The organism is Mediterraneibacter torques, assembly GCF_044591705.1.
GTDB classification, from domain to species: Bacteria; Bacillota; Clostridia; order Lachnospirales; family Lachnospiraceae; genus Mediterraneibacter; species Mediterraneibacter torques.
Window position 1 is genome coordinate 508,303 of sequence record NZ_CP172594.1, and the last position, 11,987, is coordinate 520,289.

An 11,987-nucleotide genomic window follows, 5' to 3' on the forward strand; every position below is an offset into this window, starting at 1 on the left:
TATCTATTGCAGTATTTTTCATCTGTAACAGGACTTCCTCTTTGTGTTTTCATAAAAATCCTCCTTTCCGATAATCTTTTGTGCGGATGTTTCGCACAGGATTAGTTTATTGAAAAGAAGGGGGAATGGCATTGAGCCGGGATTGAGTGAGAATTGAGTTACAATGAACTTTCAAATATAAACAGGAATAGTTACAACGAAAAAACGGGTGTATAATCAGGTTAGTAAATATTATTTATTAATCACATCTATTTATGGATTGACAACAGTGAAAAAATAAAGTAAACTAAAGTTAGTTAAAGCTAATTAAAAAACGGCTTATGTTTAGATAATGGGATAGGTTTATAAAATTATAGAAACGTACATCTGATGTTTTTAATGAAAGCAAGGTGTGCATATTTTTTTCACATGAATTAGTTAAAACTAACTATTGATAAAGAAAACTTACTGGGTAGAGTAGATTCATTTTCAGAAAAGATGTTTAAGGAGAAGTGAAAGAAAATGTCAGAGGAAATGTTAGTATGCCATTGTTCACCTACGTTAGCAGGACTGAAAACGGGAAGTCTTTTTTCATGCCCTTATAGTTCACAAAAGATGATTATAAAAGAAATACGTGAATTTAATCAAAAACTGACACAGAAAGGGATCCGGATTATCCCGGTTCGCATATCAGACAAACGGATGCTGGTTTATGTCTATCGTCCAGAAAAGTTAAAAGAAGATTTTTCTGATGAGAAAACTCAGATCATATTGAAATGTAAGGGATATGATTGTACGAATCTATCACAGTGCATCTGCAGACTGATTCAAAAACTGCAGAGTGCCCCAGACTTTCCGCATGAAATAGGTTTATTCTTAGGGTATCCGGCAGAGGATGTAAAAGGATTTATTGAGAATAAGGCGGCCTGCAGCAAATGTTCTGGGTGTTGGAAGGTGTACGGGGATGAACAGGCCGCGAGGATTCTGTTTAAAAAATATAAAAAATGCACAGAAATTTATTGCAGGAGATGGAAAAGTGGCGTGGCTGTTGAACAGCTTACGATTACTATATAATCACAAACTTCAGAAAGGAAGGTAAAAATCATGAGTAAAATTGCAGTAGTTTATTGGAGTGGCACAGGAAATACAGAAGCCATGGCAAAGGCAGTACTGGAGGGCGCGAAGGAGAAGGGGGCAGAGGTTGTATTATTAACTCCGGATGAATTTGATGTTTCTATGATGGATTCTTATGATGCGATCGCTTTTGGATGCCCGGCAATGGGAGCAGAAGTATTGGAAGAAGAGGAATTTGAACCGATGTTTGCTTCTTGTGAATCAAAACTTTCAGGAAAAAGAATTGCACTGTTTGGCTCTTATGGCTGGGGAGATGGAGAGTGGATGAGAGACTGGGAGACAAGATGCAAAGAGGCGGGAGCTGTCTTGATTTGTGAAAGCGTGATCTGCAATGAAATGCCCGATGATGAGGGGATTCAATCCTGCAAAGCGTTGGGTGAAAATCTGGATTAATAAATATTGGGGAATGCTGCGAGAAAAGATTTTAATCAGTTAATAGCAGCGTTCCCATAATACGATTTAGAACGCAACCGATGATCAAGAACGGATGATTTTGTAGATATCTGCTATCGGAGCGTTTTATGAATATATTAAAAATGGGAGGTTGGGTATGAGTGTTGTTATTATAGGCGGGCATGATAGAATGGTCTGTCAGTACAAAAAAGTTTGTAAAAGTTTTAATTGTAAAGCGAAAGTCTTTACACAGATGTCTGCAACTTTAAGTAAACAGATTGGGAATCCAGATTTGATTGTACTGTTCACGAATACGGTTTCCCATAAGATGGCCAGGTGTGCAGTGGAGGAGGCGGAACGCTGCAATGCGGATGTAGTGAGATGCCATTCAAGTAGCAAAAATGCGTTACAGGAGATTCTTGGAAGTATCTGTATGTAGCGAAATTTTTTTATATATTAAGAATAGATATTGTTTTGGTGAGTTGATAGAGGTATAGGTTATGTCTTTTTTTCAAAATACTTGTAAGCCAAAAGGAATCGGCGGCAAAATTATGGTTCATATGATGAATACTGGTCATTCATCTATGGCTGAATGGGGATTTACACATATGGAAATTCAAAGCGATAATGTATGTCTGGATATTGGATGTGGCGGTGGGGCAAATGTCAGAAAGTTATTAGAAAAAAGTCCGTATGGCAGAGTGGTTGGCATTGATCATTCAGAAATCAGTGTAGAAAAAAGCAAAAAAATCAATAAAGCAGGGATAGAAAGTAAGCGTTGTGAAATCCTGCAGGGGGATGTCATGAAACTCCCTTTCAGAGGTGAAACTTTCGATGTAATTACTGCATTTGAAACAATATATTTCTGGCCGGATATTAGTGAGGCTTTTAAGAAGGTATATAAAATTTTGAAAATCGGCGGAACGTTTATGATCTGCAATGAATCAAACGGTGAAAATCCAAAGGATGAAAAGTGGACGAAGATAATACAGGGGATGAAGATTTACAATTCTGAGCAAATAGAAAAATCTTTGGAGGATGCCGGTTTTAGAGGAGTAAAAGTAGATAAAACAAAAAAAGGTTGGATTTGTGTGGTGGTAAAAAAGTTATGAAAAGCAAAAGAAAACGATGGTATTTATTGTGGTTTGTAGGCGCAGTAATATGGCTGACTAACTTTTTTGACAGTTTCAGAAAAGATGGGGTTGATTTTGTGGTAAGCATGCAACTTTTAGCCGCAATACTCTTCTTTGCTGCAGGTATTGTTGGGCATATTCGATATAAGAAGCACGATAAAAATCAATAATGCAATACTAAATATGGAAAATGAAAAGATTTTAGAAACCGGGAAAGTATGAAATTCCCGGTTTTAAAATGCCATTCAATTTATAGTGAGAAGAGAGTTATTTGATATGCTTTTTGAGGGCTTCAAAACTTTCAGAACTAATGACATGTTCTATCCTGCATGCATCTTGTGCGGCAATATCCGGATCAACACCAAGACGTTCTAGCCAGGAAGAAAGAAGAACATGGCGTTCATAAATCTGTGTAGCTATTTCTTTTCCAGATTCAGTTAAATTAATATATCCTTCCGGAGATACCGTTATATGTCCGCTTGTACGCAGTTTCTTCATAGCCACACTTACGCTGGGTTTTTTAAAGTCTAATTCTGTAGCGATGTCCACAGAACGAACAACAGGACGTTTTTTGCTTAATATTAAAATAGTTTCCAGATAGTTTTCACCAGACGAATTTATGTGCATAGCTTGTCACCTCCTATATCATTCGGATTCTTTTATAAAAATTGTATAGTTATTGTATCATGATTCATGGTATTCAGCCAGATATATTTATAAAAGAAAAATAAAAAAGTATTAAATAATTATTGACAACTCACCGGGATTAGAATATACTAACAACGTCAAATGAGAAAAAACATCGAATAGCTGTGAGTAAATTTTAAGTATAATTGTAAAAATGACTATAAGGAGCGAGTGGATATGAATTTAACAGAAGCCAAAGAAGGGGAAGAATATATCATTAAGGAAATTTTGACAGATGATGAAGAACTGACCTCTTTTCTGTTTTCTCTTGGCTGTTACAGTGGTGAACCAATTACAGTGGTTTCTCATCTGAAGGGTGGCTGTGTAGTTTCCATTAAGGATGGGCGTTATAATATTGATACTGATCTGGCGAAAGCCATTTCAATATAATAAAAAAATAGTAGTTTCCACTATTTTTTTTGCACAAAGGTTAGTGCATACTAATAAAGATAAGATGCGTATAATTAAAGACGTCGAAAAGGAGGAGAATTATGAGGATTGCTTTTGCAGGAAATCCCAACAGTGGAAAGACGACCATGTACAATGCACTTACCGGCAGGAATGAACGTGTCGGGAACTGGGCAGGCGTTACGGTCGAAAGAAAAGAAAGTCCGATCAAGAAAGGTTATTATGACGGGACGGAGGAGTTAGTTGCGGTAGATTTGCCGGGCGCTTATTCTATGTCTCCTTTTACATCGGAAGAAAGCATTACCAGCGGATACGTCAAGAATGAGAATCCGGATGTGATCATCAATATCGTGGATGCTACGAATCTGAGCAGAAGCCTGTTTTTTACCACACAGCTTCTGGAACTTGGGATTCCAGTAGTTGTCGCACTGAATAAGAGCGATATCGTTAATAAGAAACAGACAAAAATTGACGAGAAGATTCTGTCTGAAAAGCTGGGCTGTCCGGTAATCAAGACGATTTCCACTTCTTCCGGACATGAAGGACTCAAAGAGACTGTAAATGCTGCGGCTGCATTAAGAGGAAAAGGTCAGAAAGCACCTTATGTGCAGGGGGATATTGATTTCAAAGATAAAACGGCAGTAGAAGCGGCCGACAGAAAGCGTTTTGAGTTTGTGAATGGAATTGTAAAGCAGGTAGAGAAGAGAAAAGTTTTTACAAAGGATAGAAACGTACAGGATAAGATTGACGGTATCATCACACATAAGATTATCGGTATACCGATTTTCGCAGCAGTTATCTTCCTTGTGTTCTACATATCCCAGACAACGCTCGGTACCTGGATCGCAGACTGGCTGGTGGCATGGATCGAGACTTTCCAGGGATGGGTCGGCGGACTGATGGAAAATGCAAACCCGCTTCTGTATGCACTCCTTGTAGATGGTATCATCGGTGGCGTTGGTGCAGTTGTCGGTTTCCTTCCGCTTGTTATGGTCATGTACTTCTTAATTGCATTATTGGAAGATTGTGGATACATGGCAAGAGCTACAGTAGTTCTGGATCCGATTTTTAAGAGAGTAGGGCTTTCCGGTAAATCTGTCATTCCTATGGTCATTGGTACAGGATGTGCGATTCCGGGCGTTATGGCTTGCCGTACAATCCGTAACGAAAGAGAACGTCGTACCACAGCGATGCTTACACCATTTATGCCATGTGGAGCTAAAATCCCAGTGATTGCTCTTTTTGCAGGTGCATTCTTTGCGGACGCATGGTGGGTTTCAGCAACTATGTATCTGGTGGGTATTCTCTTAGTTTTGCTTGGAGCTTTACTTGTGAAAAAGATTACAGGACAAAAATACAGAAAATCTTTCTTTATTATTGAACTTCCGGAATATAAGTTTCCAAGCTTGAAAAGGGCATGCGGCTCTATGCTGGAGCGAGGAAAAGCATATATCGTAAAAGCAGGAACGATCATTCTGGTATGCAATACGGTGGTACAGATCATGCAGAGCTTTAACTGGCAGTTCCAGCTTGTAGAAGAAGGTGCAGAAGGGACATCTATTTTGGCATCCATTGCCCATCCGTTTGCGATTTTGTTCATACCGCTTGGATTTGGAGTGTGGCAGCTTGCAGCAGCGGCAGTGACAGGTTTTATCGCAAAAGAAAACGTAGTTGGGACGCTTGCAGTAGTTTACGGTATCACAAACTTAATAGATACAGATGAACTGGCGTTGGTTGGAAGTGGGAATGAAGTAGCAACTGTTATGGGACTGACAAAGGTAGCAGCTCTTGCTTATTTGATGTTTAACCTTTACACACCACCTTGTTTTGCAGCTCTTGGAGCGATGAATTCAGAAATGAAGAGTGGAAAATGGCTGCTTGGAGGAATCTGTCTCCAACTTGCAACGGGGTATACCGTAGCTTTTGGTGTATATCAGATTGGTACATTGATCACAACAGGATCTTTTGGCACCGCATTTATTCCGGGACTTATCGCGGTTATTGTATTTGCTTTGATTATTCTCTGGAGAATCCGTAAGTCAGATAAAGAGTTTGCTTCAGAATACAGCCTGCATTCTGTAAAATCATAAAGGATAAAAGTTATAGCAGACGGTGGACAGAGAAGAAGTACTTTGTCCACCATTTTTATTAGAAAAGGATGTGAAATGCTCTATGGAAAATATGATAGCAGTTCTTGTTATTGTAATCTTAGTAGGGAGTGCAGCTGCATATCTTATTAAGGCAAAAAGAAGCGGAGTGAAATGTGTTGGATGTCCAGCGGGAGGAAATTGCAGCAGCAAAAATAAAAAGAAAAAAAAGAAATTGACGGGTCCGGTCATCGCAAAGAAAACCATGTTTATTACAGGAATGCATTGTGAACATTGTGTACAAAGTGTGACAGATAGCTTGAATCGGATTGATGGAGTCTCCGCCAGAGTAGATCTTAATAAAAGTTGTGCTGAGATATCCCTTGATCGTGAAATAGGGGAAGATATCCTGATCTGCGCAGTAGAAAAAGCAGGGTTTTTAGTTGAGTCTATTCAAAGCTAGACCGTGGTATTTCATATGGGAGAAAGCGGGTATGAACGGTGAAAAAGAAAGTATTATTATAAAACTGAAAGAAAATGGCTGCAGAATTACAAAGCAGCGTAAAATGATTTTAGATATTATCCTGGAAGACAGGTGTTCCAGCTGCAAGGAAATTTATGCCCGGGTGGTGAAACTTGACCAGAGCATTGGGATGGCAACCGTTTACCGTCTGGTAAAGGAATTGGAGAATATCGGGGTGCTTAGCAGAGAAATCGTATATAAGTAGCCTGCAAATGACAAAATTTATCAATAAGGACTGTTAGAATTGACTATCTTAAATGAAAGTTGTTACTATGAAAAAATAAACAGAGTCTTATAGAAAAGGAAGTGATGTGGTTGTGAAACAACATAGGTTTTGGGCGTGGGCGTCCGTCTTTTGCTTTTTGATGGTATTCTATACAGGCTATAAACACAAATAATCAGGAGGTACATAGGATGTTTAGTGATTCTACTTTGAAAAAAATCGGATGTTTTGTAGGAGGAGTCGTATTTGGGACTGCGGGTGTAAAGCTCCTTTCCAGTAAGGACGCAAAAAAAGTATATACAAACTGCACTGCGGCTGTACTGCGGGCAAAAGACTGTGTTATGAAGACTGCTACAACAGTGCAGGAGAACGCAGAGGATATCCTTGCAGAAGCACAACAGATCAATGAAAAGCGTGCACAGGAAGAGGCAATGCAGGTGCAGGAAGATGATGTTCAGGAGGATGGTGCGTCTGAACAGGAAGAAAACGAATAGGTAAAAGATGAGATTTCTTATCAAGCATGAAGTACAGGGCCGTCTCCGTATCCACGTTATCCGAAACCGAATGACATGTACGGAGGCGGATGTTCTTTGCTGGGCTCTTGAAAAACAGAAAAGTGTTATAAAGGTCAAAGTATATGAGCGCACCGCAGATGCTGTGATCTATTATACAGGGGACAGAGAAGAACTGATCCATAAATTAAAAAAGTTTCATTTTGAGAAAGCAGATGTTCCGGATAATGTATTATCAAGTTCAGGGCGTGCTTTAAATTCCGCATACAGGGAAAAGCTGATAGCAAAAACATTGCTCCATTATGGAGGGAAATTGCTCTTGCCAAATTCGGTGAGAAAAATATGGCTTACTTTTAAAGTGGTCCAATATATCGGAAAAGGGATTCGATGTCTGGCCAGACGGAAGATAGAGGTGCCGGTATTAGATGCTACAGCGATTGGCGTGTCCGTGCTGCGAGGAGACTTTAATACTGCCGGTTCTGTCATGTTTCTGCTGGGAATTGGAGAATTGCTGGAGGAATGGACACATAAAAAGTCTGTAGGAGATCTGGCACGCAGCATGTCTTTAAACATAAAGAAAGTATGGCTGAAAAGAGAGGAGCAGGAAATTCTTGTTCCGGCATCCGATATTTTGCCGGGTGACAGAGTGATCGTACACATGGGCAATGTAATCCCATTTGATGGAGAGGTGTCTTGCGGAGAAGGAATGGTGAACCAGGCATCTTTGACCGGAGAATCTCTTCCGGTACGAAGAACTGAGGGTCAGTCCGTATATGCAGGAACCGTTTTGGAGGAAGGAGAGTTGGAAATCATAGTCAGGGCCGTATCAGGTGCTACCCGGTTTGAAAAGATTGTGACTATGATTGAAGACTCAGAAAAGTTGAAATCCAATCTGGAAAGCAAGGCAGAGCATCTGGCGGACCGTCTGGTACCATATACGCTTCTGGGGACAGGGCTTGTCTGGGCTGTCACACGCAATATGACAAAAGCTCTTTCTGTTCTTATGGTGGATTTTTCCTGCGCATTGAAGCTGGCTATGCCGATTTCTGTCCTTTCTGCAATACGGGAAGCCGGACAGAATGGAATTACCGTAAAGGGTGGGAAGTATCTGGAGGCTGTGGCAGAGGCAGATACCATCGTATTTGATAAGACCGGTACGCTGACAAAGGCGAAACCAACTGTAAAAGAAGTCATTGTGTTTGGCGATTATCCTGAACCGGAAGCTCTGCGGATTGCTGCCTGTCTGGAAGAACACTTTCCACATTCCATGGCAAAAGCTGTCGTGGATGCTGCAAAGAGAAGAAGTCTGTATCATGAAGAAATGCATTCAAAAGTGGAGTATATTGTAGCCCATGGTATTTCCTCCTATATAGAAGGAAAGAAGACCATAATAGGGAGCAGTCATTTTGTGTTTGAGGATGAAAAGTGCCGGATACGTCCGGAATATCAGGAACGATTTGATACGCTTCCTGAAGAATACTCTCATTTGTTCCTTGCCATTGACGGAGAATTAGTTGCTGTAATCTGTATTGAAGATCCTCTCAGGGAAGAAGCCGGGGAGATGGTAAGATTTTTGAAAGAAGAAGGTGTTTCCAAGATCGTCATGATGACGGGAGACAGTGAACGTACTGCAGCATCTATTGCGAAACGAGTGGGAGTGGATGAATATTATTCCGAAGTACTTCCGGAAGATAAGGCAGGATTCATTGAAAGAGAGAAAGCGGCAGGAAGAAAAGTAGTGATGATCGGTGACGGAATCAATGATTCGCCAGCGCTTTCAGCAGCAGATGCGGGAATTGCAATCAGTGATGGAGCAGAACTTGCGCGAGAGATCGCAGACATTACGATTGCTGCTGAGGATCTGCGGGAAATCGTAGTACTGAAACGTTTGTCTAATGCGATGATGCACCGTATTCAGGGGAATTACAGGGGGATTGTCGGTATTAATGCAATGCTGATTGCACTAGGAGTGGCAGGAATTATTCAACCAACGACCTCTGCGTTACTACATAATACTTCTACTTTAGCTATCAGTTTGAAGAGTATGGGAAATTTATTGCCGACTAATTAATATAAAATATTCATATTGTTATAAGTTTTAATGTCTGAATAGTTTGATTTGTAGACTATTCAGACATTTTTAGTAGAGCTCAATAATTGTTGTCCAATTTGTATTCCAGCATTGATATACAATTCTTGTATTTGTTGGTATTTATTATCGATAGCTTCCGGTTCAGATTCCCATACTATTTCATAGATTGCCATAGCTTTTTTGAGATGGGAGGTAGCCTGTTCTATATCAGCCTGTACCAGATAGGCAGTTCCCATAGCTTCCTGAATAATGGCATAGTCCAGACACTGATCGGAATTGTATTCTTTTACCAGCCGGGCACATTTGCGTAAGGAGGATAATCCACGAGACGCTTCACCGGTATCTGTAAGGAGAGCTGCATAGTTGCAGATTTGAACAATACTGTCATTCATATAGAGAAGCTGGTATTGTTCTAATAAGCTGATTCCCTGCTCCATAGCCTGTTTTGCCAGTTCGGTATTTCCCTGCTGGTGATATAGTCCACCCAGATTTCCATATAGATTTGCGACGAGGTGGGCGTTTTCAGGTGTAACAGGAGAAAGCAAAGACATCGCTTCTTTTTCCAGCTTTACGGCTTTTCCAATATTTCTTTCAAGGGTAGCTTTATAGTCCAGTAATAATGCCCGGTCAGACACGGTTCCGATAGAAGTGTCTTCCAGCAAAGAAGATAGTTCACGCAGGATTCTTTGCATACCATTTTCTTCGTGGTATTTTTCCATATATGGGAAAACATCTTCTAAGAATAATAAATAACCAGAAATATCATCTTTAGTTGTTTTTGTAATAATGTTTTCAACGGTTTGGAAAACAAGTCTGTAGTAGGAAATATCATTGCCGTGTAAAAGGCAGATGTTTTGCAGACTTTCCAGTAAAGGGAAACAGGTTTTTACAGACGGCTGCATATCTGCAACAGCGATTTCCTGTATCATGGGATGCAGTACAATGGTTCTTCCGGTTTTTGGCTGAATAAATCCCATTTCAATTAAATCATTTACGGCATTCAAATCCGGTAAATTCAGCCATGCAGCAAATCTTCGTGCCGGAATACCGGTTAAAGGAATCAGGCACAGACATCTCATTACATCTTGTTGAGTTTCAGAAAGCTGATATAGAGAGAATAAAGTATGTATGTGTCCATAGTAGGTTTCTTTGCTGCTTTGCCCGTCTTTTATAATATTGATTTTATCAGTTGCATCAAGAGCGACATTTTCTTCCAACAATTTTTTTAAGAGCATTTCTGGTTCCAATATTCCGGTTTCCAGTAAGCGTGATGCCAGTTCTACAGCGAGCGTATGGGCATGGACAGCTTCTATGATCTGTTCTATGACATCAGATTTTTCTTCTGTGTCGGAGAAAAATTTTCCTGCAAGTTGCAGAAGCGTTGTTTTATCGGAAATTTCTTCCAACAGCATACAGGAATGTCCGTCCAGACGGCTTCTGGTAGTAAATAATATCTGACAGCGGTATTTGAGTATGACCGAAAGAAAACTGTCCTGTATGGAAGTGGCGTTGAAATTATCTACAATCATCAAAGTATCTTCTTTGAGAGAACGCAGAAAACGGTTGTGTTTTCGGAAGCGTTCTTCATCAGAATCCTGCGGAAGATCATCCGCAAAATCCATGTCTGTAATATCCTGTTTTAAATCACCGCTGTAGGTGAGATACAGGATATTGGTATATTCTTTCTTATACTGCAGGGCATAAGCCTTTGCCAGTTCACTTTTCCCGATTCCGGCAATTCCAGATAAAAATACTTTACGCTCTTTTTCCAACAGAGAATGCAGCACTTCGATTTCTTCAGAACGTCCACAAAAATGCCTGCATGGACGGGGAACGTCATTTCCCATTACAAAATCTGTTAAGACAGGAGAAAGATTTCCGGCGGCTAATAATTTCTTGGTTCGTGTGTCACGTTTCACAAAATTCCGTTCCATTCCGAAACACAGAACCCTTGTTATGAAAATATGTATGGTGTCTATATCAGCGGGAGAATAAGAACAGATTAGTTCCTGTTTTTTTGGCTCTGAAATAGATGTATCCTGTAATACTAACTCATATAATTCTTTTGCTGCCATAGCAGAATCATACATCAGAGGAATAATATGTCGCTGAATGTTTCCTGCCAATTCTAATTGATGTTCTTTATCTAAAAAGTAGGTTACGATCCGGGGACTTACTTTTGCCTGTCCTGTCATCCAACGGCAGACCTGTCCATTGTCAAAATCAAAGTCTATGGCTTCATCGCTGCACATAAACGTGTCAAATAACAGATAGGTAAAATCTATTTGATTCATTCCTTTATCTTCGCTGATATAACGGCGAATGATCGTCATAATCGAACCAAAATCACATCTTTCCAAATAGAATCCCCTCCTGTTCTGTAAAATACTCAATTTCCGCTCAATCTATGCTCAATGAGTTTCTTATGAAATTCCATTAAACTGACATCAGGCTGAACGGAGTTGGTCTAATAGAAATTATAGCACAAATTCCAGATCAGCTAAAGAGTACCGCCGAAAAATGCGTGGTGACAAGAAATATCGGTTTGGAAGGAGGAGCTATGGCACACACAGTTGAATTTGAACGATGTGTTGATTTTCTTGCCAGAATGATAGAAAAATATGGCAGTGAGCTCCTTCAGGAACTGAATGGATTACCGAAGGAGGACAAAGCAGAAGATAACTGCCAGCAAGAGCAGCAACAGAATACATTGGGAAATGATTAGGGAGAGCATAGATGTTGGCTCTCTTTTTTCTTGCGTGATATTTGTGCATTTTACCTATATTGACGAGTATGTGCAGCTACGGTAAAATATA

14 protein-coding genes are annotated in these 11,987 nt (G+C 40.0%); 12 read left to right on the top strand and 2 right to left on the bottom strand.

Translation table 11 applies throughout. The features are described 5' to 3' along the window. Nucleotides 1-501 precede the first annotated feature (501 nt). The 5 genes from ACH9UM_RS02275 to ACH9UM_RS02295 all read left to right on the top strand — a co-directional run bounded on the left by ACH9UM_RS02275 (nt 502) and on the right by ACH9UM_RS02295 (nt 2,809). Entirely contained in the window at nt 502-1,053 is a 552-nt protein-coding gene (locus ACH9UM_RS02275; protein WP_400091827.1) for a DUF3793 family protein, read from the top strand. A 30-nt stretch (nt 1,054-1,083) separates the two neighbouring features. Further along, nucleotides 1,084-1,506, top strand: a complete 423-nt coding sequence (locus ACH9UM_RS02280; RefSeq protein WP_008689719.1) for a flavodoxin — start codon at nt 1,084-1,086, stop codon at nt 1,504-1,506. 157 nt (nt 1,507-1,663) lie between these two features. Beyond that, complete coding sequence (locus ACH9UM_RS02285; protein ID WP_008689718.1) at nt 1,664-1,945, top strand: DUF2325 domain-containing protein; 282 nt, start codon at nt 1,664-1,666, stop codon at nt 1,943-1,945. 61 nt (nt 1,946-2,006) lie between these two features. Then, complete coding sequence (locus ACH9UM_RS02290) at nt 2,007-2,618, top strand: class I SAM-dependent methyltransferase (protein WP_008689717.1); 612 nt, start codon at nt 2,007-2,009, stop codon at nt 2,616-2,618. Beyond that, on the top strand, nt 2,615-2,809 hold the full coding sequence (locus ACH9UM_RS02295; protein ID WP_008978798.1) for a hypothetical protein: 195 nt from the start codon (nt 2,615-2,617) through the stop codon (nt 2,807-2,809). The genes ACH9UM_RS02290 and ACH9UM_RS02295 overlap by 4 nt, the downstream gene beginning before the upstream one ends. Before the next feature lie 97 nt (nt 2,810-2,906). On the opposite strand, the gene ACH9UM_RS02300 is transcribed toward ACH9UM_RS02295, so the two are convergent. Next, nucleotides 2,907-3,266 (bottom strand): metal-dependent transcriptional regulator, encoded by a 360-nt coding sequence (locus ACH9UM_RS02300; protein WP_008689715.1) that lies wholly within the window; start codon nt 3,264-3,266, stop codon nt 2,907-2,909. 237 nt (nt 3,267-3,503) lie between these two features. On the opposite strand from ACH9UM_RS02300, the gene ACH9UM_RS02305 reads away from it, so the two are divergent. From ACH9UM_RS02305 to ACH9UM_RS02330, 6 genes are all read left to right on the top strand, one after another. Further along, nucleotides 3,504-3,716: a FeoA family protein gene (locus tag ACH9UM_RS02305; RefSeq protein WP_008689714.1), complete on the top strand. Its 213-nt coding sequence runs from the start codon at nt 3,504-3,506 to the stop codon at nt 3,714-3,716. A gap of 101 nt (nt 3,717-3,817) precedes the next feature. Then, nucleotides 3,818-5,824: a ferrous iron transporter B gene (locus ACH9UM_RS02310; protein ID WP_008689712.1), complete on the top strand. Its 2,007-nt coding sequence runs from the start codon at nt 3,818-3,820 to the stop codon at nt 5,822-5,824. 82 nt (nt 5,825-5,906) lie between these two features. Then, the gene (locus tag ACH9UM_RS02315) at nt 5,907-6,284 is read left to right on the top strand and encodes a heavy-metal-associated domain-containing protein (RefSeq protein ID WP_008689711.1); all 378 of its coding nucleotides are present in this window, start codon (nt 5,907-5,909) and stop codon (nt 6,282-6,284) included. A 31-nt stretch (nt 6,285-6,315) separates the two neighbouring features. Then, on the top strand, nt 6,316-6,549 hold the full coding sequence (locus ACH9UM_RS02320; protein WP_008689709.1) for a transcriptional repressor: 234 nt from the start codon (nt 6,316-6,318) through the stop codon (nt 6,547-6,549). A 209-nt stretch (nt 6,550-6,758) separates the two neighbouring features. Then, nucleotides 6,759-7,061, top strand: a complete 303-nt coding sequence (locus ACH9UM_RS02325) for a DUF6110 family protein (RefSeq protein ID WP_008689707.1) — start codon at nt 6,759-6,761, stop codon at nt 7,059-7,061. Nucleotides 7,062-7,068: 7 nt separating this feature from the next. Then, nucleotides 7,069-9,150 carry a heavy metal translocating P-type ATPase gene (locus tag ACH9UM_RS02330; protein WP_008689705.1) on the top strand — a complete coding sequence of 694 codons (2,082 nt, stop codon included), beginning with the start codon at nt 7,069-7,071 and terminating at the stop codon, nt 9,148-9,150. 59 nt (nt 9,151-9,209) lie between these two features. On the opposite strand, the gene ACH9UM_RS02335 is transcribed toward ACH9UM_RS02330, so the two are convergent. Continuing rightward, nucleotides 9,210-11,531 (bottom strand): ATP-binding protein, encoded by a 2,322-nt coding sequence (locus tag ACH9UM_RS02335; protein WP_008689703.1) that lies wholly within the window; start codon nt 11,529-11,531, stop codon nt 9,210-9,212. 200 nt (nt 11,532-11,731) lie between these two features. Between ACH9UM_RS02335 and ACH9UM_RS02340 the strand changes: the two genes are divergently transcribed. Further along, nucleotides 11,732-11,896: a hypothetical protein gene (locus tag ACH9UM_RS02340; RefSeq protein WP_008689701.1), complete on the top strand. Its 165-nt coding sequence runs from the start codon at nt 11,732-11,734 to the stop codon at nt 11,894-11,896. The last annotated feature ends 91 nt before the right edge of the window (nt 11,897-11,987 follow it).